This window comes from Streptomyces sp. AMJ-169 (genome assembly GCF_055597585.1).
The window spans coordinates 1,080,890-1,104,104 of the sequence record NZ_JBVLTJ010000001.1 but is presented as its reverse complement, the minus strand read 5'-3'; the positions used below and the strand labels follow the sequence as shown (position 1 = coordinate 1,104,104).

The 23,215-nt window shown below is 71.2% G+C and carries 21 protein-coding genes and 2 pseudogenes; 8 read left to right on the top strand and 15 right to left on the bottom strand.

Annotated features, from left to right (window positions below; genetic code table 11):
* Position 1 precedes the first annotated feature (1 nt).
* The 3 genes from ACYUD3_RS04555 to ACYUD3_RS04545 are packed head-to-tail and all read left to right on the top strand — an operon-like array spanning position 2 to position 3,103.
* On the top strand, positions 2-781 hold the full coding sequence (locus ACYUD3_RS04555; protein ID WP_470963822.1) for an alpha/beta fold hydrolase: 780 nt from the start codon (positions 2-4) through the stop codon (positions 779-781).
* On the top strand, positions 778-2,040 hold the full coding sequence (locus ACYUD3_RS04550; RefSeq protein ID WP_470963819.1) for a glycosyltransferase: 1,263 nt from the start codon (positions 778-780) through the stop codon (positions 2,038-2,040). The genes ACYUD3_RS04555 and ACYUD3_RS04550 overlap by 4 nt, the downstream gene beginning before the upstream one ends.
* Positions 2,033-3,103 carry a class I SAM-dependent methyltransferase gene (locus ACYUD3_RS04545; protein WP_470963816.1) on the top strand — a complete coding sequence of 357 codons (1,071 nt, stop codon included), beginning with the start codon at positions 2,033-2,035 and terminating at the stop codon, positions 3,101-3,103. The genes ACYUD3_RS04550 and ACYUD3_RS04545 overlap by 8 nt, the downstream gene beginning before the upstream one ends.
* A gap of 120 nt (positions 3,104-3,223) precedes the next feature.
* Here ACYUD3_RS04545 and ACYUD3_RS04540 read toward each other — a convergent pair whose 3' ends face one another.
* The 7 genes from ACYUD3_RS04540 to ACYUD3_RS04510 all read right to left on the bottom strand — a co-directional run bounded on the left by ACYUD3_RS04540 (position 3,224) and on the right by ACYUD3_RS04510 (position 10,134).
* Positions 3,224-4,552: an MFS transporter gene (locus ACYUD3_RS04540; protein ID WP_470963986.1), complete on the bottom strand. Its 1,329-nt coding sequence runs from the start codon at positions 4,550-4,552 to the stop codon at positions 3,224-3,226.
* A 132-nt stretch (positions 4,553-4,684) separates the two neighbouring features.
* A complete protein-coding gene (locus tag ACYUD3_RS04535; protein WP_470963813.1) occupies positions 4,685-5,635 on the bottom strand; it encodes a VOC family protein in 951 nt (316 codons plus the stop codon).
* Positions 5,632-6,699 carry a 4-oxalomesaconate tautomerase gene (locus tag ACYUD3_RS04530; RefSeq protein ID WP_470963810.1) on the bottom strand — a complete coding sequence of 356 codons (1,068 nt, stop codon included), beginning with the start codon at positions 6,697-6,699 and terminating at the stop codon, positions 5,632-5,634. The genes ACYUD3_RS04535 and ACYUD3_RS04530 overlap by 4 nt, the downstream gene beginning before the upstream one ends.
* A 68-nt stretch (positions 6,700-6,767) precedes the next feature.
* Positions 6,768-7,475, bottom strand: a complete 708-nt coding sequence (locus tag ACYUD3_RS04525) for a 4-carboxy-4-hydroxy-2-oxoadipate aldolase/oxaloacetate decarboxylase (RefSeq protein WP_470963807.1) — start codon at positions 7,473-7,475, stop codon at positions 6,768-6,770.
* Complete coding sequence (locus ACYUD3_RS04520) at positions 7,472-8,218, bottom strand: PIG-L deacetylase family protein (RefSeq protein WP_470963804.1); 747 nt, start codon at positions 8,216-8,218, stop codon at positions 7,472-7,474. Before ACYUD3_RS04520 ends, ACYUD3_RS04525 begins: the two co-directional genes overlap by 4 nt.
* A 160-nt stretch (positions 8,219-8,378) precedes the next feature.
* A complete protein-coding gene (locus ACYUD3_RS04515; protein ID WP_470963801.1) occupies positions 8,379-9,029 on the bottom strand; it encodes a GntR family transcriptional regulator in 651 nt (216 codons plus the stop codon).
* A gap of 73 nt (positions 9,030-9,102) precedes the next feature.
* On the bottom strand, positions 9,103-10,134 hold the full coding sequence (locus tag ACYUD3_RS04510; protein ID WP_470963797.1) for a LacI family DNA-binding transcriptional regulator: 1,032 nt from the start codon (positions 10,132-10,134) through the stop codon (positions 9,103-9,105).
* 144 nt (positions 10,135-10,278) lie between these two features.
* Between ACYUD3_RS04510 and ACYUD3_RS04505 the strand changes: the two genes are divergently transcribed.
* Complete coding sequence (locus ACYUD3_RS04505) at positions 10,279-11,046, top strand: SDR family oxidoreductase (RefSeq protein ID WP_470963794.1); 768 nt, start codon at positions 10,279-10,281, stop codon at positions 11,044-11,046.
* Between the two features lie 91 nt (positions 11,047-11,137).
* Positions 11,138-12,142, top strand: a complete 1,005-nt coding sequence (locus tag ACYUD3_RS04500) for a Gfo/Idh/MocA family protein (RefSeq protein ID WP_470963791.1) — start codon at positions 11,138-11,140, stop codon at positions 12,140-12,142.
* A 113-nt stretch (positions 12,143-12,255) separates the two neighbouring features.
* On the opposite strand, the pseudogene ACYUD3_RS04495 reads toward ACYUD3_RS04500, so the two are convergent.
* The 5 genes and pseudogenes from ACYUD3_RS04495 to ACYUD3_RS04475 all read right to left on the bottom strand — a co-directional run.
* Positions 12,256-12,849 (bottom strand): annotated as a pseudogene (locus ACYUD3_RS04495) (M55 family metallopeptidase); the annotation flags it as partial.
* A 130-nt stretch (positions 12,850-12,979) separates the two neighbouring features.
* Positions 12,980-13,913: pseudogene (locus tag ACYUD3_RS04490) on the bottom strand (sugar phosphate isomerase/epimerase family protein).
* Positions 13,910-14,785: an ATP-binding cassette domain-containing protein gene (locus tag ACYUD3_RS04485; RefSeq protein ID WP_470963788.1), complete on the bottom strand. Its 876-nt coding sequence runs from the start codon at positions 14,783-14,785 to the stop codon at positions 13,910-13,912. The pseudogene ACYUD3_RS04490 and the gene ACYUD3_RS04485 overlap by 4 nt, the downstream one beginning before the upstream one ends.
* Positions 14,786-14,790: 5 nt before the next feature.
* Complete coding sequence (locus ACYUD3_RS04480) at positions 14,791-15,849, bottom strand: ABC transporter permease (RefSeq protein ID WP_470963785.1); 1,059 nt, start codon at positions 15,847-15,849, stop codon at positions 14,791-14,793.
* Positions 15,849-16,868 carry a sugar ABC transporter substrate-binding protein gene (locus tag ACYUD3_RS04475; protein WP_470963782.1) on the bottom strand — a complete coding sequence of 340 codons (1,020 nt, stop codon included), beginning with the start codon at positions 16,866-16,868 and terminating at the stop codon, positions 15,849-15,851. The genes ACYUD3_RS04480 and ACYUD3_RS04475 overlap by 1 nt, the downstream gene beginning before the upstream one ends.
* 228 nt (positions 16,869-17,096) lie before the next feature.
* On the opposite strand from ACYUD3_RS04475, the gene ACYUD3_RS04470 reads away from it, so the two are divergent.
* Positions 17,097-17,876 carry a GntR family transcriptional regulator gene (locus ACYUD3_RS04470; protein ID WP_470963778.1) on the top strand — a complete coding sequence of 260 codons (780 nt, stop codon included), beginning with the start codon at positions 17,097-17,099 and terminating at the stop codon, positions 17,874-17,876.
* A gap of 32 nt (positions 17,877-17,908) precedes the next feature.
* Here the strand turns inward: ACYUD3_RS04470 and ACYUD3_RS04465 are convergent, their stop codons facing one another.
* From ACYUD3_RS04465 to ACYUD3_RS04455, 3 genes are all read right to left on the bottom strand, one after another.
* Positions 17,909-18,667 (bottom strand): SDR family NAD(P)-dependent oxidoreductase, encoded by a 759-nt coding sequence (locus ACYUD3_RS04465; protein WP_470963983.1) that lies wholly within the window; start codon positions 18,665-18,667, stop codon positions 17,909-17,911.
* A 2-nt stretch (positions 18,668-18,669) separates the two neighbouring features.
* Positions 18,670-19,848: an acyl-CoA dehydrogenase family protein gene (locus ACYUD3_RS04460; RefSeq protein WP_470963775.1), complete on the bottom strand. Its 1,179-nt coding sequence runs from the start codon at positions 19,846-19,848 to the stop codon at positions 18,670-18,672.
* Between the two features lie 351 nt (positions 19,849-20,199).
* Positions 20,200-20,772, bottom strand: coding sequence for a TetR/AcrR family transcriptional regulator (locus tag ACYUD3_RS04455; protein WP_470963772.1), 573 nt, complete (start codon positions 20,770-20,772; stop codon positions 20,200-20,202).
* A gap of 140 nt (positions 20,773-20,912) precedes the next feature.
* On the opposite strand from ACYUD3_RS04455, the gene ACYUD3_RS04450 reads away from it, so the two are divergent.
* On the top strand, positions 20,913-22,250 hold the full coding sequence (locus ACYUD3_RS04450) for a gluconate:H+ symporter (protein WP_470963769.1): 1,338 nt from the start codon (positions 20,913-20,915) through the stop codon (positions 22,248-22,250).
* 86 nt (positions 22,251-22,336) lie between these two features.
* Entirely contained in the window at positions 22,337-23,200 is an 864-nt protein-coding gene (locus ACYUD3_RS04445; RefSeq protein WP_470963766.1) for a hypothetical protein, read from the top strand.
* Positions 23,201-23,215 lie beyond the last annotated feature (15 nt).

Here is a 23,215-nt window from a genome sequence, read left to right as displayed (position 1 = left end):
CATGGCGATGGTCGACACCGGTCAACTCCGCCTGCACACCCAGCGGATCGGCCCCCGGGGCGGCCCGACGGTCGTCCTGGTGCACGGGCTGCTCACCGACAGCCTGGCCAGCTACTACTTCACGGTGGCCCCGAAGTTCGCGGCGGCCGGCCTGGACGTCGTCATGTACGACCTGCGCGGCCACGGCCGCAGCGACCGCCCCGCCACCGGCTACACCCTCGACGACTCGGTCACCGACCTGGACTCCCTGCTGACCCGGCTGCGGGTGACCGGGCCGGTGCATCTGGTGGGCAACTCCTACGGCGGGACGGTCGCGTTCGGCTGGGCGGCCCGGCATCCGGAGCGGACCGCGAGCGTCACCCTGATCGAGTCCGAACCGGCCACGCCCGCCTGGGCGTTGAAGCTGGACGGCATCCTCAGCCGGGTCGCGCACGAGCTGGCGCACAACGAGGCCGACGCGATCACCTGGATCACCGCGCACCGCGGCCACAACACGGCCCGCCTCGCGAAGGGCGCCGCCCGGCTCACCCGGGAGACGTCCCTCGCCCAGGACATCCCGGCCAGCAGTGTTCTGACGGAGGATCAGATCCAGCGGGTCACCTGTCCGGTGCTCGGGCTGTACGGCGGTGACTCCGATCTCGCCGAACTCGCGCCGTGGCTCAAGGAGTCGGTGCCGGACTGCCGGACGGTGACCTTTCCGGGGTACGAGCACTCGCTGCTGGTGGAGGCGGCGGGGTACGTCGGCGGGCATGTCCTGGAGCTGATCGGGGAGACGCGGTGAGCGGATTCCTGTTCGTGGTACCGCCGTTGACGGGTCACGTCAATCCGCTGGTCGGGGTCGCGGCGCTGCTGGAGGCGCGCGGGCACCGGGTCGCGTGGGCGTGCCCCGACCGCGAGCTGATCCGGCGGCTCGCGGGCCCGGACGCGGTGGTGTTCCCCTGCGCCGGGGAGGTGCCGCTCGCCGGCCGGCCGGCGGAGCTGCGCGGGCCGGAGGCGCTGAAGTTCCTGTGGGAGTGGTTCCTGCTGCCGCTCGCGCGGTCGATGGCGGGAGGCGTGGACGCGGCCGTGGAGATCTTCCGGCCGGACGTCGTCGTGGCCGATCAGCAGGCGTTCGCGGGCCCGTTGACCGCCGAGCGGCACGGGCTGCCGTGGGCGGTCTCCGCCTCCACCTCGGCGGAGCTGACCGACCCGCTGGCGGGGCTGCCGAAGGTACGGGAGTGGATCGCCGCCCAACTCGCCGCGCTGCGGGGGGAGATCGGCGCTCCGAACACTGAGACCGCCCACCAGCTCTCGCCACCCGCACCGGCCGCCGAGACCGCCCGCCGCCTCTCGTCCCCCGCCCCGGCCGCCGACGCCGACCCCCGATTCCCGCCGCCCGCCATCGACCCCCGTTTCTCCCCCCACCTCACCCTCGCCTTCAGCACCCCCGAACTGGCCGGCCCCGCCGAAGGCGTCCGCTGGGTCGGCCCTTCGCTCGCCGACCGCCCCAACTCCACCCCCTTCCCCTGGGATTGGCTGGACCCCGGCCGTCCGACCGTCCTGGTGAGCCTCGGGACCGTCAACGCCGAGGCGGGCGGGCGGTTCCTGGACGTGTGCCGGGAGGCCGTACGCGAGCGGGCCGGGCGGATCCAGGCGGTGCTGGTCGATCCGGTGGGCCCGCAGATCCGGACGGACGACGTCCTGATCGTCCCGGCCGTCCCCCAACTCGCCCTGCTGGCCAAGGGTGTTGACGCGGTCGTCTGTCACGCCGGGCACAACACGGTGTGCGAGGCCCTGTGGTACGGCGTCCCGCTCGTCGTCGCGCCGATCCGTGACGACCAGCCGGTGATCGCGGGCCAGGTCGTGGACGCCGGGGCCGGGGTGCGGGTGCGGTTCGGGCGGGCCGGCGCCGGAAAGCTGGGGGCCGCGCTGGACGCCGTGCTGGATCAACCGGGCTATCGGGAAGCGGCCGTTCGGGTCGGGGAGGCGTTCCGGGCGGCCGGGGGCGCGCGGGCCGCCGTCGCTCATCTGGAGGAACTCGTGAGGGAGACGCATGAGTGAGCCGAAGACACCGAAGAAGGACCAGATCGCCGCGCTACGGCCGCTGTACCAGAAGGAGTTGGCCGACGGGCTCGACCGCTTCTTCGCCCCCCGCCGCCCCGACTGCCCCTGGTGCGGCGCCGATTGCCTCACCACCCGGCTGCGGACGACGGACCTGCTCCAGCACAAGCCGGGCCGGTTCACGCTGGACCGCTGCGAGTCCTGCGGCCACCTCTTCCAGAACCCCCAACTCTCCGAGGAGGGACTGGAGTTCTACTACCGGGACTTCTACGACGGGCTCGGTGAGAAGAAGCTCGGGGACACCTTCGGCGGGCGGACGGAGATGTACCGGGCGCGGGCGGCGTCGTTGCCTGCGCACGATCCGGCGCCGGGTCGGTGGCTGGACGTCGGCACCGGGCACGGGCACTTCTGCGCGGCGGCCCGGGAGGTCCTGCCGGACACCGCGTTCGACGGGCTCGACTTCACGGCGGGCGTGGAGCTGGCCGCCGAGGAGGGCCGCGTCGAGAACGGCTTCCGGGGCAGTTTCCCTTCCCTGGCAGGCGAGTTGGCGGGCCGCTACGACGTCGTCAGCATGTTCCACTACCTGGAGCACAGCACCGACCCGGACCGTGAGCTGCGCGCCGCGCGGGACGTCGTGCGGCCAGGCGGGCATCTGCTGATCGAGGTGCCGGATCCGGAGAGCCGTTACGCGCGGCTGCTGGGGCGGTGGTGGCTGCCGTGGCTCCAGCCGCAGCATCTGCACTTCGTGCCGGTGGGGAATCTGCGGGAGCGGCTGAAGGACTTGGGGTTCACGGTCGTCGCCGAGGAGCACGCGGGGCCGCACGACCCGGTCGATCTGCTGGCCGCCGTATGGCTGTTGCTCGACCGGGTGGCGCCGCGTGAGGACGCGCCCTGGCTGGAGCGGGCGCCGGGCCGGCTGCGGCGGGCGGTGCGAACGGCCGTACTGCTGGCCGGAGTTCCCGCGCTGGTGGCGGGAACCCTCCTCGACCGGTTCGCGGTACGGCCGCTGGCGGGACGGCTGGGGCTCGCGAACGCCTACCGGATCGTGGCCCGGCGCGAATGAACCGGCGTGCGCACAAACCGGCGCGCACATGAACCAGCGTGCGCATAAGCCGACGCACACATAAAGCCAGCGCGCACAAGCCGACCCACGAACCCCGCACCCCCCCACCCCCGCCAACCCTCAGCGCACAGCAGCCAGTTGCCCCTCCTCCCGCACCCCATCGGCCCCCACCCGACCACCCCGCACCGCCGCCACCCCGATGAACACCATCGACCACACCCCCGCGACCGCGAACGCCGTGAACCCCCACGACCCGTGCCCCGAGGACAGCAACTGCCCGCCCAGCCAGGGCCCGAAGACCGCGCCGAAGCGGCCGATGCCGGAGGTCCAGCCGACGGCGGTGGCGCGGTGGTCGGGGGCGGAGCGCAGGGAGACGGTCGCGTAGACCATCGTCTGGGCGCTGTTGAGGAAAACGCCGGTGAGGAAGACGACGAGCATGGTGAGCGGCGTCGGCATGTGGACGCTGAAGAGGAAGACGCCGACGGCGGTCAGCGCGAACCAGATCGCGGCGATGCGCGGGGCGCCGAAGCCGTCGGCGGCGCGGCCGGCGAGCAGCATGCCGGCGATGCCGCCGAGGTTGAACACCACTACGAACGTAAGGGCGTTGGCGAGTTCGTAGCCCTCCTCGCGCATCAGGGTGGGCAGCCAGGTCGCGACGCCGTAGACGAGGAGGAGGCCGCCGAAGGAGGCGCACCAGTACAGGAGGGTCTGGAGCCGGGCGCCGGTGCGGAACAACTCCTTGAAGGCGTCGCGGTGTTCGGCGGCCGACTTCTTCCCGGCGACGTCCGGCAGTTCGACGCGGTAGCGGGCGGCGAGGGCCTGGGCCTCGTCCCGGCGGCCCTTGGCGACCAGGAAACTCAGCGATTCCGGAAGGTACTTGGCGAGGATTGGCGCGAACAGCAGCGGAAGGACGCAGACCCAGAAGGCGGCACGCCAACCGACCGGTTCCACCAGCCACTTGGCGACGTACGCGGAGAGGATGCCGCCCGCGTGGTGGGCGGTCATCAGGACGCCGATGGTGAGGGCGGCGCGGCCCTTGCCCGCGTAGTCGGAGACCATGCTGATCGCGGTCGGCAGCAGCCCGCCGAGGCCGATCCCGGCGAGGGTGCGGCCGAGGCCGAAGACGGTCACGTCACCGGCGACCGCGCACAGCGCCGAGGCCAGCGAGAACAGCGTCAGACACGCCACCATCAGCTTCTTGCGGCCGATCCGGTCGGCGACCGTGCCGGCGGTCAGGGCGCCGACCAGCATGCCGAAGGTGGCGTAACTGCCCAGGTCACCGGCTTGGTCGGCGGTGAGTCCGAAGGTCTTCGTGGCGAGCAGGTGGGGCAGGACCGAGCCGTAGACGAACATGTCGAGGCCGTCGAAGAGGACGGCGAGCCAGCACAGGGCTATGACCAGCTGGGTGAGCCTGGCGGCGGGCGGGGCGGGCTTCGGGGAGGGGGACATCATCGTCGGTTGCCTCTCGACCGGTGAGCGGAGCCTGGCGGGGGGATGCGGATGACGGTAGGGAGCCCGGGGCTGGAGGTCAACATTTTTGTCAACAATCTCATCGACAATCAGCCGCACCCCTGCGCGGGCCTACCCGACCGGCGGCGTCCCGTGCGTGTGGAACGACGCGATCGTCTTCAGCCCCCACGCCTGCCCCTTCTTGCGCTCCTCCTCCGTCCACGTCACCAGCGGCCAGTCCGGCGCCAGCACCAGCCGGGTCAGCGGGTTGCACAACTCGATCCGGTTGCCGCCGGGTTCGTAGACGTAGAGGAAGAACGTCTGCTGGATGGCGTGCTTATGGGGTCCGGTCTCGATGAACACCCCGCTGTCGATGGCGAGATCGGCGGCGCGCAGGATGTCCTCGCGGGTGTCGGTGGCGAACGCGATGTGGTGCAGCCGGCCCGACGTCCCCGTCCAGTCCTCCGTATAGACGACGTCGTACGACTTGTTCGTGTACGTCAGCCAACGCGCCGCGATCCGGCCCGAGTCGAGCCGGATCTGTTCGGTCGGGCGGGCGCCGAGGAGCTGTTCCTGGAACTCGGCGTTCGCGAGGACGTCGGCGGCGAGGAAGTTGACGTGGTCCAACCTCCTTACGCCGACACCCCTGTTGGGCTTGGCCTGGGGCTGGTTCTTCAGCGCCGGGCGCAGTTCCCCGGGGGCCGCGTAGTGCTCGCTCTCCCAGTAGAGGGCGTGTTCGTGGCCGTCCGGGTCGGTGGTGACGTACAGCGGGCCGAGGCCCGGTTCGTCCTCGACCCACTTGCCGGTGCGGCCTGTTGACTCGATCGCCGCGACACGGCGGTGCAGCGCGGCCTCGCTGGAGGTGCGCAGGGCGAGGCGGCCGAGGCCGGGGTGGTCGCGGGCGGTGAGGACGAGGCTGTGGTGCTCGTAGTCGTCGAAGGTGCGCAGGTAGACGCTGTCGCCGGCCTCCGCGTTCACGGTGAGGCCGAGGTAGTCGGTGCAGAAGGTGACGCTGGCAGCCAGGTCGGGGGTGAAGAGCTGGGCGTGGCCGAGGTGGGCGATGTCGCCGAGCGGCGGGGTCATGGGCGGTCCTTGGGGTCGGCGGGGGCGGGGAAGACGGTTCCGTCGAAGATCTTGCGCGCCGTGCGCACCACGGCCGTGCGACGCGCCGCCGGCCGCCCGTCGGGGCCGCTCACCAGGGCGCTCTCGATGTCCAGATGGCCGCTCGGATGCTCGACGCGCACCAGAGCGGACCCCGGACCGGGTACGGCGATCCCCTCGCCGGCCCCGCCCGGCAGCCGGATCCCGGCCGCGACGCTCGCCGCGCCGAGCACGCCGATCGAGGGGTGGCAGCGGACCGGGATGAACGTCCGCGTGCTGACCGTGCCGCCGAAGCGCGGCGGGGCCAGCAGGGTCAGCTTGGGCACGGTCGTACCGGAGACGTCCCCGAGCCCCATCAGCTCCCCCGCCGCGCGCCGGATCACCCGCAGCCGCTCGGCCAGCCCGACATTCTCCTCCAGGTCGCCGGGCGCCTCGTACCCGCTGACCCCGAGCGCCCCGGCCGCGATCAGCACGGTCGGCATCCCGTTGTCCACACAGGTCACCGGCACCCCGTCGACCAGATCGAGCACCCGCCCGGTGGGCAGCAACTCCCCTTCACCGGCCGGGAATTCGATGCGTACGGCGGCCGCCGCCCCCGGCACCCCGGCGATCCGCGTCCCCCCGTCGTACCGCACCCGCCCGCCATCGGTCGGAAAGCTCACGGTCGCGAGGTCACCGGTGTTGAGCATCCGGACGCGTACGGCGGTCCCTTCCGCGCCGGGCTCGACCAGTCCGCGCTCCACCGCGAACGGGCCGACCCCGGCGAGGAGGTTGCCGCAGTTCTGACGGTCACTCACCTCCGGTTCGCCGACCGCGACTTGGAGGAAGAGGTAGTCGACGTCGGCGGCCGGATCGGGCGACGGGGAGACGACCGCGACCTTGCTCGTGAGGGGGTGCGCCCCGCCGATGCCGTCGATCTGGCGGTCGTCCGGGCTGCCCATGATGCGCAGCAACAGGGCGTCCCTGGCGGCGGGTTGAGCGGGGAGGTCGGCGGCGAGGAAGTAGGCGCCCTTCGAAGTGCCGCCGCGCATCAGCAGACACGGCACCCCCTCAGAAAAACGCCCGTCTTCAGAGAGACGCCCGCCCCCAGAACCGTCGCCTTCAGAAACACCGTTCACGACAGCTCCCCCGCCGCATACTCCTCATACGTCCGGTACTCCACCCCGAGCTGCTCCAGCTTCTCCCGCAACCCATAGCGGTCCAGCCCGAGTTGGCCGTCCAGGAACGCCGCCCGGGTCCGCGCCTCCTTCTCCTCCCGCGCCCGCGCCGCCTCGGCCACCTCTCCGGCCCGTTCGCGCGGGACGACGGCCACTCCGTCGTCGTCGGCGAGGATCACGTCCCCCGGGCGGACGACCTGCCCGGCGACGACGACCGGCACATTCACCGAACCCCCCGTCGCCTTCACCGTCCCCTGCGCCGACACCGCCCGTGACCAGGCCGGAAAGCCCATGTCCCGCAGCTCCTGGGTGTCGCGGACGCCGGTGTCGATGACCAGTCCGCGCACCCCGCGCCGCGCCAGCGCCGTCGCGAAGAGCTCGCCGAACAGGCCGTCCGTGCAGGGGGAGGTGGTGGTGACGACGAGGAGGTCGCCGGGGCCGCACTGCTCGACCGCCGCGTGGATCATGAGGTTGTCGCCGGGCCAGCTCAGCACCGTGACGGCCGTACCGCAGGCCCGTACGCCCTGCTGGATCGGGCGGATCGCCGTGCCCAGCAAGCCCGTTCGGCCCATCGCCTCGCCGACCGTGGCCACCCCGAAGCCGGCCAGCGCGTCGACGTCCTGGGGGGACGCCTTCGGCGGGTCGGTGACGATCACGCCGCTCATGCCAGCTCCTTCGCGATCTGCGGGAACGGCCGCATGTACGCCTCGGCCATACAGTCGTGCGCGAGGCCCAGGTTGGGGCCGGCGTTGCGCTTGAGCTGGACGCCCCGGCGGACGGCGAGGTCGGTGTAGTAGGCCCAGAGGTGGCGCTGGGCGGCGAGGCACTCCATGGCCTTGCGCTTGGTGTCCCACACCTCGCTGATGTCCAGCAGGACTTCGGGCCTGAAGCCGCTCAACTCCGGCTGGTGCGGCTCGAAGTAGAAGACGGGCGGGGCGCCGATGATCTCGCCGGGTCCCGGGTAGCCGATCGCCTGGGCGAGGATGCGGGCCTCCATCGCCATGCGGTTGGCGGCCGGGTGGTCGCCGTTGTAGGGGTCGTCGGCGGGGTGGGTGAGGACGACGTCGGGCTGGGCCGCGCGGAACACCTCGACCAGACGGTCCGTCAACTCCGGTGTGGGCAGCAGGGGATAGTCCCCGGCGTCGAAGAAGAGGACGTCCGCGCCGAGGGTCGCGGCGGCGCGCTCGGCCTCGTCGCGGCGCAGCGCCTTGATCTCGTCGAGCCGCCTGCCCTCCCGCCACGCCTTCGCGGACTCGCCGCGCTCGCCGAAGGTGAGACAGGCGATGGTGACCTTCTCACCGCGCGCGGCGGCCAGGGCGATCGCGCCCCCGGCACGCCAGACGAAGTCGCCCGCGTGCGCGGTGACGACGAGGGTCGAACGGGGCGGTTTCACGGGCACGTCGGCCATGGGTGAGGGCTCCTTGAAGGGTGCGTGAGAGGTGGGCGACGACGGCCGCGGCCGCACCGCACCCACCTCACCGCGACGCGCCGCGCCTCAGCGCACGCATACGTCAGCGCACCGAGCGCGTCAGCGCACAAGCCCCGGCTCCCGAGCCCGCGCCCCGGCCTCAGTCGCGCAACGCCTCGATCACACTGGTGAGATGAGCGCGGACGGCCGTCTCCGCCGCCTGCGGATCCCTGGCGCGGATCGCCTCGATCATCGCCAGGTGTTCGTTCAGGGAGCGCTGCGGACGCCCCGGGCGCAGCGCCAACTGGAAGCGGTGGCGCACCAGTTGGGCGTTGAGCCGTTCCAGCAGCTCGACGGCCGTGCGCTGGCCGGAGAACTCCCGGATCCGGGTGTGCAGTTCATGGTTGAGGTCGGAGTAGGTGACCGGCTCGCCGTCGGCGACGGCCTTGGTCATGGCCGTGCCGAGGTCCGTCAGTTCGCCCAGCTGCTCGTCGGTCGCGAGCGTCGCCGCCTTCGCCGCGCACAGTCCTTCGAGGACCATGCGGCACTCGGTGATGGCGACGGCCTCCTCCACCGTGACGACCCGCACCCGGGATCCCCGGTTGCGGATGCGCTCGACCAGCCCCTGCGCCTCCAGGTCGATGAGCGCGGCCCGGATGCTCGCCCGCGTCACCTCGAACCGCTCGGCCAGCTCGTTCTCCACCAGCCGCTGCGCGGGTGCCATCTCGCCGTGCAGGATCGCCTGCCGCAGCTGCGCGAGCGCGTGCTGTTTGGCCTGCTCCCCGGTGCCCGGCCGGGCTTCTTGAGGCATCGTTGCCCTCCCTGAGTGAGTGCCTGTCGAAACTAAATCTAGCCAGACAAGATTGTCAACAATTTTGTCCAAGCTATTTGATGAGTGCCGCGGGCATGTTGTACGGCGTCACCACCTGAATCCCCGAAGGCACCCCCGCCCCCACCGCCGGCAACGCCCCCTGCGCCCGCATCACCGCATGGCACGCCTCCCGCATGTCCTGCCGCAGATCGTGATGGAGCACGGCCGACAGCCGGTGCTCCCGCAGCAGCCGCGTGTTGTCCTGGTCGAGATCGTGCGCGACGAACACGTCGCACTCCCGCCCCAGATCCGCGAACGCCCGGAGCGTCGCGATGTTCCCGCCGCCGATCGAGTACACGGCCCGGATCTCCGGGTCCCGCTCCAGCGCGGCCCGCACCAGCTCGTACTGCGTGGCGTCGAGCCCCTGCCCCTCGGTGATCTCGACGAGCGTCCGCCCCGGGTGCCGCGCCCGCATCACCGACCGGAACCCCATCTCGCGCTCCTCCTCATTGCGGAAGAACCCGCTGCTGATGCTGGTCAGCACGTTCCCGGGCCGCTCCCCGAGCCACTGCCCCATGAGATAGGCAGCCGTCGCGCCGGCCGCCCGGTTGTCGATGCCGACGTACGCGAGCCGCGCGCTGGCGGGCAGATCGGTGACCAGGGTGACGACCGGGATGCCCGCCTCGACCAGCCGCCCCACGGCCTCGGTCACCTCGGGCACGTCCGGCGCCTTGAGGACGACCCCCTGCGAACCGCGCCGCGCGATCCGCTCCAGCGTCGCGACGACGTCCCGGGCCTGACCCGTCTCCCGGAAGTGGAAGCGGGAGCGCAGCACGGCCGGGTGCAGCGCGGGCAGCTCGGCCTCCAGGGCGGCGCGCACGGCGCTGGTGAACCGCTCGGGCGCCTGCATGACGATGTCGAGCATGAACGTCCGCCCGACCAGCCGGACTTGGGTGCGCTGGCGGTCGAGGTCGGCGATGGCCCGGCGCACCTCCTGCGCGGTGGAGGCGCGGACGCCGCCGCGGGCGTTGAGGACGCGGTCGACGGTGGCCTCGCTGAGGCCCGCCTGACGTGCGATCTCCCGGATCGGGAAGGGATGGCCCACAGCTTTCTCCTGCAACCGGTTCTGAGGGTTTTTTGATGGCTTGCTGCCAGTTGTTCGAGGGGTTTGTACTGACAAGAATGACAGAGCGGCGCCGCACACCGTAAGAGCCGGGCCGCACGCCGTAAGAGCCGAAAGGACCAGCTCATGGCACTCCTGAAGGACAAAGTCGTCCTTGTCAACGGCGGCAGCCAGGGCGTCGGCGCGGCCATCGCGCGCGCCGCCGTCCGTGAGGGCGCCTTCGTCGCCGTGACGGGCCGCCGTCCGGAGCCGGGCGAGGCGCTGGTGGCGGAGCTGGGCGAGCGGGCGCTGTACGTGCGGGCGGACCTCTCGGACGCCGCGCAGGCCACGTCGTCCGTCCAGGCGGTCGTCGCGAGGTACGGCCGGATCGACTGCCTGGTCAACTCCGCCGGGCTCACCTCGCGCGGCACGCTCCTGGACACCACGCCCGAGCTGTTCGACGCGCACATCGCGATCAACCTGAAGGGCCCGTTCTTCGCGATGCAGGCGGCCGTCGCCGACATGGTCGCCCGCGAGGCGCCCGGCACGGTCGTCAACATCATCACCAGTTCGGCCCACGGCGGCCAGCCCTTCCTCGCCCCCTACGTCGCCGCCAAGGCGGGCCTCGCCGGTCTGACCCGCAACGCCGCGCACGCCCACCGCTGGGACCGGATCCGGATCAACGGCCTGAACATCGGCTGGACGGCGACGGAGGGCGAGGACGCGACGCAGCGGGCCTTCCACGGCGCCGGGGACGGCTGGCTGGCCGAGGCGTCCGCGCAGCTGCCGATGGGCAAGCTGGGCCAGCCGGACGAGATCGCCGACTTCGTGGTCCTGCTGCTGTCGGACCGGTCGGGCGTGGTCACCGGTTCGGTGCTCGACTGGGACCAGAACGTGCTGGGCGGCCTGGACTGAGGTCCACCGGCCCGGCCGACGCCCCCCGAATCGGCTGACGCCCGCGAACCCCTCCCTCTCACACCAGCAAGACCTTTAGGAGCCGCACCCCATGCGCATCGGAATCCTCGGCCTCGGCCGTATCGGCGCCTTCCACGCCGAGACCCTCTCCGGACTCGACGCCGTCGACTCCCTCGTCGTGACCGACCCCTTCGCCGACGCCGCGAAGGCCGCCGCCGAGCGCTTCGGCGCGGAGGTCGTGGACTCGCCGGAGGCCCTGCTGGCGGCCGGCGTGGACGGCATCGTCGTGGCCGCCGCGACCGACGCCCACCCGGCGCTGATCCTCGCGGGCGTCGAGGCGGGCATCCCGGTCTTCTGCGAGAAGCCGGTCGCCAAGCACATGAGCGACGGCGTGGCGGTCCTGAAGGCCGTCCAGGGCAAGGACGTGCCGATCCAGATCGGCTACAACCGCCGCTTCGACGCCGGTTTCGTCGCCGCCCGCGCGGCCGTCCAGGCGGGCGAGCTGGGCAAACTGCACACCGTCCGCTCGACGACCCTCGACCCGGCCCCGCCGCCGGCCGCGTACGTCGCCGCCTCGGGCGGTATCTTCCGCGACTGCTCGGTGCACGACTTCGACATCATCCGCTGGGTCACCGGGCGCGAGGTGACGGAGGTGTATGCGGTCGGCGGCAACAAGGGCGCCGACTACATCAAGGAGGCGGGCGACGCCGACACCACGGGCGCGGTGCTGACCCTGGACGACGGCACGATCGCGGTCGTCTCCAACTCCCGCCACAACGGCCGGGGTTACGACGTCCGCATGGAGATCCACGGCTTCACCGACTCCATCGCCGTCGGCCTTGAGGACAAGCTCCCGCTGCGCTCGGTGGAGCCCGGGGTCACCTTCCCGGCCGGCACCCCGCACGACTTCTTCATGGACCGCTTCACGGCCGCCTACCGCGCCGAACTCACCGCCTTCACCGAGGTGGTGGCCGGCACCCGCACCTCCCCCTGCACCATCGAGGACGCCCTGGAGGCCGGCTGGATCGCCGAGGCCTGCACCCTCTCCCTCCAGGAGCACCGCCCGGTGACGATCGCGGAGGTCCGGGGAGCCTGAGGGGCTTCCCGGTACGACGCCGAGGGGCGCACGGCACCAGCCACGCGCCCTTCGCTGCTCTCTGAAACAGCCCCGCACGCGCCCCTCGCCACACATCCGCCCACACGCACCCCGCGCCCCGCGACCGCCCGCGCCGCCCCTTCCCGCAGCCGCTCGCGCGCCACCTCCGGATGCAGGGTCACGGCGACGGCCTGCCCCAGCGCCCGCTTGACCTCGACGGCCACCGCGCACGCGTTGTCGTCCCCGCTGAGCAGCACCGCCGGCACCCCGAGGTGCCCGGCCATCGCGGCGTTCAGCCCGATCTCCCCGAGCGGGCGCCCCGCGACGCGTACGTCGAGCAGCCCGCCGTTCATGGTGTGCGCGAGGACGGCGGGGCCGCTGCCCGCCCGCCCGTGGTAGCCGACGAACAGGACGGCGTCGGTCCGCGCGTCGAGCCCGCCCAGCATGCCGAGCGGCCGGGGTTTGCCCCGGACCAGGTGGGCCCTGCGGTCCAGCTCCTCCGGCAGCAGGTTGCGAAACGGCCCGTGCGCGTCCGCGACCCACACCTCGGCGTCGGGCTCGGCGTCCAGGACGCCCGCGATCACGGCGTTGGCGTCGGCCGTCATCAGGGCGCGGGCGCGCGGATAGTCGTAGCCGGCCGGGTCGGTCTCGGTGCCGTGCACGACGCCCGAGACGCCCTCCATGTCGACTGAGATCAGTGCCTTCATGGGTCGTGGAGTCTACGGCGCCAAGGGCTCACGCACAGGGCGGAAACAGCGCGGAAGCCGACGCCCGGGCGTCGGCTTCCAGCGATGCACATTTCACCGATCGGCGAACTCCGGCTGCCCCGGGGCCCGTTCAGGCCCCGCACGACCTCAGGAACTGCCGGGTCCGTACCGCGATCGGCAGCGGGCGGTCCGGCTCGCACGGGTACATGTCCTGCTCGACGATCGCGAACAGCTCCACGCCCAGCCGCTGCGCCGCCTCCAGGACGGGCCCCAACTCCGGTACCCCGCGCGGAGGTTCACACATGACCCCTTGTGCGACGGCGGGTCCGAACGGGGTCCCGGCCGCCCGGACGCCGGCCAGGATCTCCGGGTCCACCTGCTTGAGGTGCAGATACCCGATCCGCTCCCCGTACGTCTCGATCAGCTTGACGCTGTCGCCGCCGCAGTACGCGTAATGCCCGGTGTCCAGACAGAGGTTGACCAGTTCGCCGTCGGTGGAGTCGAGGAACCGCTCGACGTGGTCCTCGGTGTCGAGGTGGGTGTCGGCATGCGGATGGACGACGATGTCCAGGCCGTACACCTCCCAGGACCTCAGCCCGAGCCTCCCCCAGTTCTCGGCTTCGCTCGAACCGGGGGCACCCCCACATGCCCTTGGTGAGGTGAGCCCACTGTTCGGCGGTCAGCTCCGGGGGCTCCAGGATCTCGGCCGTCTTGTCGTCACGCCAGAAGGACGGGATGACGACGAGGTGCCGCGCGCCCATCTGCTGGGTGAGCGCGGCGACTTGGCTGACGTGCGCCCACGTCTCCTCCCAGACGGCGGGGCCCCGGTGCATGCCGGTGAAGACGGTCCCGGCGGACACCTTCAGGTCCCGCTCGGCGACCTCGTCCCTGAGGCGTGCGGGGTCGGTGGGGAGGTAGCCGTAGGGGCCGAGTTCGATCCAGGAGTAGCCGGCTTCGGCGACCTCGTCCAAGAACCGTTCCCACGGCACCTGTTGAGGGTCGTCGGGGAACCAGACGCCCCAGGAGTCGGGGGCGGAGCCGACGCGGATGCGGTCGAGCCTCACGCCGGACCTCCCTCGACATCATCCGGCAGCCCGTCCGTGTCCACGCCCCGCACCTGCGCCAACTCGTGCTTGAGCGCCGCGAGTTCGGCGCCGCCGGCCATGTGGTTGGTGAGTTCCTCGAGGCTGACCTCGCTGCGGTCCGCGCTCATCTCCAGGGTCCCGAGGCGCAGGACGCTGAAGTGGTCGCCGACCATGTAGGCGTGGTGCGGGTTGTGGGTGATGAAGATGACGCCGAGGCCGCGGTCGCGGGCGGCGGCGATGTACTTGAGCACCACGCCGGACTGCTTGACGCCGAGCGCGGCGGTCGGCTCGTCCAGGATGAGCACCCGCGCGCCGAAGTACACGGCCCGCGCGATCGCCACGCACTGCCGCTGCCCGCCCGACAGGGTGCCGATCGGCTGCTCCAGGTCGTCGAGGACGATGCCCATGTTGCGCAGTTCCTCATCGGCGGTCTTCTTCATCCGCTCGATGTCCAACCGCCTTGTGGGCCAAGGGCCTTTGGTCATCTCGGAGCCGAGGAAGAAGTTCCGCCAGACCGGCATGAGGGGGACCGTCGCGAGGTCCTGGTAGACGGTCGCGATGCCCTTGTCGAGCGCGTCGCGCGGGGTGCCGAACCGCACCGGCCGGCCGTCGACGAGGAACTCGCCCTCGGTGTGCTGGTGCAGCCCGGAGATGATTTTGATGAGGGTCGACTTGCCGGCGCCGTTGTCGCCGAGCACGCAGGTCACCTTGCCGGGGTGGACGGCGAGCGAAACCCCGTGCAGGGCGCGGATGTTGCCGTACGCCTTGCCCGCGCCGCGGAGTTCGACGACCGCGCCGCTCTCGGGCGCGGTGTCCTCCAGGACCGCTCCGTGTGTTCCTTGGGTCGTCATGGACGTCACCTCCGGGTGGCCGTGCGCTGGATCCACAGGTTGATCAGGACGGCGCCGAGGAGCATCGCGCCGAGGAAGGCCTTGAACCAGTCGGGGTTCCAGCCGGCGTAGACGATGCCCTGCTGGACCATGCCGAACATGAAGGCGCCGAAGACGGGCCCGATCGCCGAGCCGTAGCCGCCGGTCAGCAGACAGCCGCCGATGACGGCCGCCGCGATGTAGATCAGCTCCTGCCCGACGCCCTCGCCGGACTGGACGGTGTTGAACGAGAACAGCTGGTGCATGCCGATGAACCAGGCGCCGAAGCCGACCGCCATGAACAGCGTGATCTTCGTGAAGTTGACGGGTACGCCGACGGCCCGCGCGGACTCCTTGCTGCCGCCGACGGCGAAGATCCAGTTGCCGTACTTGGTGCGCAGCAGCACCCAGGTGGCGAGCGCCGCGAAGACCAGCCACCAGATCACGGTGATCTTGACCTGCACTCCGCCGATGTCGAAGGAGGACGCGAAGACCTTCTTGGCCTGGTCGAAGCCCTGCATGTCGCTGATGTCGTCGGTGGCGACGTTGCCGGTGACCAGTTTGGTCACCGCGAGGTTGACGCCTTGCAGGATCAGGAAGGTCCCGAGCGTCACGAGGAAGCTGGGCAAGCCGGTGCGCACGACCATCCAGCCGTTGAAGGCGCCGATCGCGAGCGAGACGACCAGGGCGACGATCACGCCGGTCCACACGTTCATCGTCAGCTGGTAGCTGAGCATGGACGCGGTGAGCGCGGAGGAGATGACCGCGACGCCGGAGGAGAGGTCGAACTCGCCGCCGATCATCAGCAGGGCGACCGGGAGGGCCATGATGCCGATGGTCGAGGACTGGTAGAGGACGGTGGCCATCGAACCGCCCTGGCGGACGGTCGGGGCGGCGATGAGGAAGAAGACCAGGACGGCGGCGGCGCCGAGGAAGACACCGACCTCGGGACGGGCCAACAGCCTGAGCGCGACGGGGCGTTGGGCGGTGCGGCCGTCCTTCTGCGGGGGCAGCGCGGGGGCGACGGTCTGCTGGGCCATGCTCATCACCTGGTCCCCTTGGCGGCGTAGGCGGCGACCTGCTCGACGTTGGACTTGTCGACGAACGCGGGCCCGGTCAGGACGGCCTGCTCGCCGCCGCCGCTGTAGTTGCCGTTGTTCTTGTAGAGCCACAGCCCGTCGACCGCCAAGTAGCCCTGGAGGTAGGGCTGTTGGTCGACGGCGAACTCGATGGTCCCGGCCTGGACGCCCTTGACGAGGTCCTTGTTGAGGTCGAAGGTGGCGACCTTCGCCTGGGAGCCGGCGTCCTTGACCGACTGCACGGCGGTCAGCGCGTAGGGGGCGCCGAGGGTGACGACGTGGTCGATCCCGGTGTCCTGCTTGAGCTTCGCGGTGATCGTCGACTGCACGGACGGCATGTCGGTGCCGTTGACGTACAGGGTCTCGGTGGTGCCCTTGAAGGTCTTCTTCAGTCCGTCGCAGCGCTGGGTGAGACCCACGTTGCCCTGCTCCTGGATGACGCAGACGACCTTCTTGGCGCCGTCGGTGTTCAGCCGGTTGCCGAAGGCCTCGCCGGCCACCGACTCGTCCTGGCCGAAGAATTCGAGGAGGCCGAGCTGCTTCCAGTCGCTGAGGCCGGAGTTGAGGCCGACGACGGGTATCCCGGCGGTCTTCGCCTTGCCGAGGACGTCCTTCATCGCGTCGGGCTTGGCGAGGGTGACGGCGATGCCGTCGACCTTCTGGTCGATCGCGTTCTGGACCAGGTTGGCCTGGTTCCCGGCGATGGGGTCGTTGGAGTAGAGAAGTTTGATGTTGTCCTTGGCGGCGGCTGCTTCGGCGCCTTTGCGTACGGTGTCCCAGAAGGTGTCGCCGTTGGCGGCGTGGGTGACGAAGGCGACCGTCATCCGGGGGGTGGTCGCCTTGCCCGCGGAGGCACCCGTGGTGCTCTCCTGCGCCTTCTTGCCCCCGGTGCTGCTGGAGCAGCCCGCGAGGGTCAGGGCAGCCGCGGCGGCGAGGGCCACCACGGGGACGATTCTGCGGGAGCGGGCGGGCTTGGAGCTGTCCATCTTTCCTGCACCTCACTGTGCGCCAGGGGAACGACGGGGCCCGGTCGGCTGTGGGCCGGGCTGCTTCGCTGTTGGGACGGGATCAAATCCCGTCACGTGCCCAGTGTCAATACTTTGTTAAGACATCATTTCACGAGCAGGTCCGAATGTAAGAACAAAGGATTGACAGGAAGGGCCGCCGGGCCCTACACCTGAGGGACATCAGAAGCCGATCTGGAGGTGCCCCGGATGCCGAAGACCGGTGAGCGGGCCACGCCGGGTTCCGCGCTCGACGCGGTGCCCTTCGCCCTGGACCGCAGCAGCCCGGTCCCGCTCTACTACCAGCTCGCCCAGCAGCTGGAGTCGGCGATCGAACACGGCCGGCTGGCCCCCGGCAACCTCCTGGGCAACGAGATCGACCTCTCCGCGCGCCTCGGCCTGTCCCGCCCCACCGTCCGCCAGGCCATCCAGTCCCTGGTCGACAAGGGCCTCCTGGTCCGCCGCCGCGGCGTGGGCACCCAGGTCGTCCACAGCCAGGTCAAACGCCCGCTGGAGCTCTCCAGCCTCTACGACGACCTCGCCGCCGCCGGACAGGGCCCGACCACCCGCGTCGTGCGCAACGAGCTCCTGCCCGCCCCCGCCGATGTCGCCGCCGCCCTCGGTGTCCCCGAAGGCGGCGAGGTCGTCCTCCTGGAGCGGCTGCGCTGCACGCACGGCCAGCCGGTGGCGTTCCTGTGCAACTACCTCCCGCCGGCCCTCCTCGACCTCGACACCCCGCGCCTGGAGTCGACGGGCCTCTACAGCCTGCTCCGCACGGCCGGCGTCACCCTCCACAGCGCCCGCCAGACCGTGGGCGCCCGCGCGGCCACCGAGGACGAGGCCGCCCGCCTCGAAGAACAGCCCGGCGCGGCCCTGTTGACGATGCAGCGCACCGCGTACGACGACACGGGCCGGCCGGTGGAGTACGGGACGCACATCTACCGCGCGTCCCGGTACGCCTTCGACTTCCAGCTCCTGGTCCGCACGTGACGGACCGTCAACTCCCGTTACCCGGGCCCCGCTTAACGCGGCGCCATCCGCAGCGCCCCGTCCATCCGGATCGTCTCCCCGTTGAGGTAGTCGTGGTCGACGATCGCGAGCGCCAGCTTGGCGTACTCCTCCGGCCGCGCGAACCGCTGCGGGAACGGCACCCCGGCCTCCAGCGAGGCGCGGAACTCGTCGGAGACGGTCTCCATCATCGGGGTGTCGACGATGCCGGGCGCGATGGTGCACACGCGGATGCCGTACTGGGCGAGATCCCGGGCGGCGGGCAGGGTGAGGCCGACGACACCGCCCTTGGAGGAGGCGTAGGCGGCCTGCCCGATCTGGCCGTCGTACGCGGCGATGGAGGCGGTGTTGACGATGACGCCGCGCTGGCCGTGGGCGTCGGGCTCGGTCTGCGCAATGGCCTCCGAGGCGATCGCCAGGACGGTGAACGTGCCGACCAGGTTGACCTGGACGGTCTTCGCGTACAGGGCGATGTCGTGGACGCCCTTGCGGCCCAGGACGCGCTGCGAGGGGCAGATGCCGGCGCAGTTGACGACCGTGCGCAGCGGGACCCCGGCGCCGGCGGCGACCTCGACGGCCGCGCGGACCTGGTCGGCGTCGGTGACGTCGGCGGCGACGTACGTGACCCCCGCCGCCTCCGGCGCCTTGTCGATGCCGGTCTGGAGGTCGAGGGCGAAGACCTGGGCGCCGGCGGCGGCGAGGGCCTTCGCGGTGGCCGCGCCGAGGCCGGAGGCACCGCCGGTGACGAGGGCGGCGGTGTGGGCGAGCTGCATCATCACTCCTTGCCGAGGGCGGTCAGCTGACCCCCCTCGCTGCGGTCCAGCGCACGCGAGATGACCATGCGCTGGATCTGGTTGGTTCCTTCGAAGATCTGCATGACCTTGGCCTCGCGCATGTACCGCTCCACGGGGAAGTCCCGCGTGTAGCCGTAGCCGCCGAGGACCTGGACCGCGTCCGTCGTCACCTTCATCGCGTTGTCGGTGGCGACGAGCTTGGCGATCGACGCCTCCCGGGTGAAGGGCAGGCCGGCGTCCTTGAGCCGGGCGGCGGCCAGCGTCGTGGCCCGCGCGGACTCGACGGCCGCGCCCATGTCGGCGAGGACGAACGCGAGCCCCTGGTGCTCGATGATCGGCTTGCCGAACGTCTCGCGCTCCCGGGCGTAGCGCACCGCGTGGTCGAGGGCGCCCTGGGCGAGGCCGGTGGCGACGGCCGCGATGCCGAGCCGTCCGCAGTCCAGGGAGGCCAGCGCGATTCTCAAACCCTGGCCCTCCTCCCCCACCCGCCGGGCGGCGGGCACGCGGACGCCGTCGAACCGCATCGTGGCGGTCGCCGAACCCGTGAGCCCCATCTTGCGCTCCGGCGGATCGGCGCTCAGCCCCGGGGTGTCCGCCGGGACGAGGAAGCAGGAGATGCCGTGCGTGCGGTCCTCGGAGGTGCGGGCCATGACGGTGTAGAAGTCGGCGTAACCGCCGTGCGTGGTCCAGGCCTTGGCGCCGTCGATGACATAGGAGTCGCCGTCGCGCACCGCGCGGGTGCGCATCGCCGCCGGGTCGGAGCCCGCGTGCGGCTCGGAGAGGCAGTACGCGCCCAGCAGCTCCCCGCCGAGCAGTTCGGGCAGCCACTCGGCCCGCTGTTCCTTCGTCCCGAACCGGGCGAGCGGGAAGGAGGACAGGGCGTGCACGGAGATCCCGACGGCGACCGACGACCAGACGGCGGCGACCTCCTCGATGACCTGGAGATACACCTCGTACGGCTGTCCCGCCCCGCCGTCCTCCTCGGCGAACGGGAGCCCGAGCAGTCCGCTGCGGCCCAGGGTGCGGAAGACGTCCCGGGGGAAGTCCTCATGCGCCTCCGCGTCCGCGACTCTCGGCACGAGCTCCTTCGCGGCGAGCGTCCGGGTGAGCCGGATGAGGTCGAGGGCTTCCTCGGTCGGCAGGGCACGAGTGGCGGGCACGGGGGCCTCCCCAGAGCGAAAACGATACTGGAACGAGTACGTCAGTATCACCAAGAGTACGCCAAGCGGGCGGACGGCGACAGTGATCCGCGGATTCCGGAAGGGGCGCGCTAGGGCCTGTCCGGCGGATCAGGCTGGCCGACAGCGAACGGCATCTGACCGGCTTGCGTGAGCGGGGTCTGGTGCGTGCAGCTGCAAGGCGGAGGGAGTCGACGCGGTGGGGGCACCTCCCGGCCGAAGGCTGGGGGACGTCGGCGACCGACGACAACGCCTGGGGGTACCCCCTGCTCGAAGAGCTTGGGGGAGTGCGTGCCAGACCCCGCGACCCCAGCAGGATCCGCCGGACAGGCCCTAGGGCGCGACGGCGTGCACGATGAGGGACGCGAGTTGCTCGTACGCCTCCGCGTCCGACAGGCCGGTGCGTACCTGGAGTTCGCCCAGCTGGATCTGGCGCATGGTCGCGGCGGCGACCTCGCCGACGAAGGCCGCGTGGACGGCTCTGAAGGCGCCGTCGCTGACCCCCTCGGCGATCAGCTGCCGCACCCGCTCGGCCGCCCAGCGCGTGTTCGCCTCGTACACCTCGCGGGCGGGCGGGAACTCGGCCACGTCGTCCAGGAAGCGGCGCGAGAGGGGCCGCAGCTGCTCGGCGACGGCCGTGAGGTAGGCGCGGACGCGGTCGGCGGGGTCGGCGGTCTGGACGACACGCTTCTCCACGGCCTCGGTGGCGCCCCGGAAGTAGTGCTTGACGGCCTCCACGACCAGGCCCTGCTTGGAGCGGGCCAGCTGGTAGAGGGTCGTCTTGGAGCAGCGCAGCCGCTCGGCGAGGTCGTCGAGCGTGAGGTCGGTGAAACCTTCCGCCGTGAGCAGCGCGACGAGTCGTTCCAGGAGGTCGGCCTGTCGGGCGGTGCGGCGCGGGGAGGGCATGCGGCTCAGCGTAGACCAGAGATCGTGCACGCTCATTGACCCACCACCGTCCACATATCTAACCTGCGTCTCTCTCCATAGACATGCCCTCCTGAGGAACAGCGCCCCCCACTGACACGCCGTCCGAAGGGGAACCGCGCATGCCGCTCGTCGTCGTAGGGATCAGCGTGCTGGTCCTGCTCCTGCTCATGACCCGGCTCAAGCTCAACGGCTTCGCCGCGCTGCTGCTGGTCGCCGTCGGGGTCGCGCTGGTGCGCGGGATACCGGTGGCGAAGATCCCGGACGTGCTCTCCGAGGGCATCGGCGGGCAGATCGGCGACACGATGCTGACGATCGGGCTCGGCGCGATGGCCGGGCGGGTCCTCGGCGACTCCGGGGCCGCGCAGCGCATCGCCGGGAAGCTGCTCGCCGTGTGCGGTCCGCGCGGGGTGCAGGTCGCGATGGTCCTGACGGCGATGCTGATCGGCGTGACGATGTTCTACGAGGTCGCGTTCGTCATCATCGTCCCCGTCGCCTTCACCCTCGTCCGCGTCACCCGCGCGAACCTCCTGTGGGTCGGCCTGCCGATGTCGATCGCGCTGTCCACCATGCACAGCTTCCTGCCCCCGCACCCCGGCCCGACCGCCGTCGCCGCGACCTTCCACGCCTCCGTCGGACGCACCCTGTTCTACGGCCTGTTCATCGCCGTCCCCATCGGCGCGGCGATCGCCCTGGCATGGCCCCGGCTGCCGTTCGTGCGCGCGATGAACCCCTCGCTGCCCAAGGGCCTGGTCAGCGACCGGGTGTTCGAGGACGACGAGATGCCGGGGCTCGGCTGGTCGCTGACGGTCGCGCTGCTGCCGGTCGTCCTCATCGCGGGCGCGGCCGTCACCGGCATGGCGACCGACACCCGTAACGGCCTTGTCCACACAGTGGAGTTCATCGGTTCCGCGCCGGTCGCGCTGCTGCTGACGCTGCTCCTCGCGATGTGGGTGTTCGGGCCGCGCATCGGGCGCGGCCTCGACGAGGTCGCCGAGTCGTGCCGGGGCGCGGCGCAGGCCATGTCGATGATCCTGCTGGTCATCGGGGCGGGCGGGGCCTTCAAGCAGGTGCTCGTCGAGGGCGGGATCTCCGACTACATCAAGGACGCCACCGACAGCTGGTCGATCTCGCCGATCATCCTGGCCTGGCTGATCGCCGCGATCCTGCGGGTGGCGCTCGGCTCGGCGACGGTCGCCGTCGTCACCGCCTCCGGCGTCGTCCTCCCCCTCGTCGCGGGCAGCGGCGTCCACCCCGAACTGATGGTCCTCGCCGTGTCCTGCGGCTCCATCGCGTTCTCGCACGTGAACGATCCGGGGTTCTGGATGTTCAAGGAGTATTTCAATCTGTCGGTGATTCAGGCGATCAAGGCGCGGACTACGTATACGACGGTGCTGGCGGTGCTGGGGCTGGGGGGTGTGCTGGTGATGGAGCAGGTGCTGGATGGGCTCGGGGTTTAACGGTGTCGCCGGGTCCCGGAATTCCGTAGGAAGGTACTCGGGGAATCAGGGTCGGCTGGAATTCCGCCGAATTCTACGCTGGCGGGGTGCCTGATTCCCCGCTCCTGGAAGCCGTGGCGGTCGCCGCCACCGACATAGATTTCCGCCCGCGCGGCCCGGACCGCTGCGAGCTGGACGCCGGCCCGCGCACCTACGCCGTCAAGGCCGACCCGGCCGCCGTACGCCAGTTGACGGAGGTCCTGACCAGGGTCGTCCCGAGGCTGCGGCGGACGGCGCCGCTGCGCGAGCAGCTGCCTCCGGCGGAGCTGCGGCTGCTGGAGCCGTTCGTCGGGCAGCTGCGGGACATGGGGGTGCTGCTTTTTCCCGGGGTGGGCATTGAGGACGAGCCGGGGCGGCGGCTGTATTCGTACATCTTCCGCCGCTCGGAGGAGCCGGACCGGGTGTTCTCGGATCTGCGGGAGAAAGGCGTCTCGGTATCCGGTCCGGAGGATGTGGTCGCGGTATGGTCGCTGGCTTTGGCGGAACAGGGATTGTGTGCGGGGAAATCGGATACCGCTTCGCTGCGCATTATCGCGGCGTGCGAGGAGTCGGAGCTGTTCGGCCATGATTTCGGGACGGATTGGCTTCCTGTCCTTTTCACCGCCCACCGCATCCGTATCGGTCCCTGGACCCGTCCGGGGGCCTCGGGTTGTCTGCGCTGCCATGTCCCGGTGCCGTCGGGGGCAGCGGCTTCGGGGGCCGCGGGGTGGGCGACGCGTCAGCCGGGCTGTCTGTACTGGGCCGGGGGGCTCATCGCGCATCTGGCGCTGCGCAGTCTGCTGCCGATGGGGGCCGAGCATGCGTGGGGGCGGGTGACGACGCTGGATGTGTCGACCGGGGAGCAGTTCTCGACGGTGACCTGGCGGAACCCGGAGTGTCCGGACTGCGGGCGGGGAGGGGGTGTGCTGTGAACTCCCTTGTGGGGG

Coding starts and splice junctions, on each gene's coding strand:
- ACYUD3_RS04555 (WP_470963822.1), top strand. CDS start 2: ATGGCGATGGTCGACACCGGTCAACTCCGCCTGCACACCCAGCGGATC.
- ACYUD3_RS04545 (WP_470963816.1), top strand. CDS start 2,033: ATGAGTGAGCCGAAGACACCGAAGAAGGACCAGATCGCCGCGCTACGG.
- ACYUD3_RS04540 (WP_470963986.1), bottom strand. CDS start 4,552: ATGTCCCCCTCCCCGAAGCCCGCCCCGCCCGCCGCCAGGCTCACCCAG.
- ACYUD3_RS04535 (WP_470963813.1), bottom strand. CDS start 5,635: ATGACCCCGCCGCTCGGCGACATCGCCCACCTCGGCCACGCCCAGCTC.
- ACYUD3_RS04525 (WP_470963807.1), bottom strand. CDS start 7,475: ATGAGCGGCGTGATCGTCACCGACCCGCCGAAGGCGTCCCCCCAGGAC.
- ACYUD3_RS04520 (WP_470963804.1), bottom strand. CDS start 8,218: ATGGCCGACGTGCCCGTGAAACCGCCCCGTTCGACCCTCGTCGTCACC.
- ACYUD3_RS04515 (WP_470963801.1), bottom strand. CDS start 9,029: ATGCCTCAAGAAGCCCGGCCGGGCACCGGGGAGCAGGCCAAACAGCAC.
- ACYUD3_RS04505 (WP_470963794.1), top strand. CDS start 10,279: ATGGCACTCCTGAAGGACAAAGTCGTCCTTGTCAACGGCGGCAGCCAG.
- ACYUD3_RS04500 (WP_470963791.1), top strand. CDS start 11,138: ATGCGCATCGGAATCCTCGGCCTCGGCCGTATCGGCGCCTTCCACGCC.
- ACYUD3_RS04485 (WP_470963788.1), bottom strand. CDS start 14,785: ATGACGACCCAAGGAACACACGGAGCGGTCCTGGAGGACACCGCGCCC.
- ACYUD3_RS04480 (WP_470963785.1), bottom strand. CDS start 15,849: ATGAGCATGGCCCAGCAGACCGTCGCCCCCGCGCTGCCCCCGCAGAAG.
- ACYUD3_RS04475 (WP_470963782.1), bottom strand. CDS start 16,868: ATGGACAGCTCCAAGCCCGCCCGCTCCCGCAGAATCGTCCCCGTGGTG.
- ACYUD3_RS04470 (WP_470963778.1), top strand. CDS start 17,097: ATGCCGAAGACCGGTGAGCGGGCCACGCCGGGTTCCGCGCTCGACGCG.
- ACYUD3_RS04465 (WP_470963983.1), bottom strand. CDS start 18,667: ATGCAGCTCGCCCACACCGCCGCCCTCGTCACCGGCGGTGCCTCCGGC.
- ACYUD3_RS04455 (WP_470963772.1), bottom strand. CDS start 20,772: ATGCCCTCCCCGCGCCGCACCGCCCGACAGGCCGACCTCCTGGAACGA.
- ACYUD3_RS04450 (WP_470963769.1), top strand. CDS start 20,913: ATGCCGCTCGTCGTCGTAGGGATCAGCGTGCTGGTCCTGCTCCTGCTC.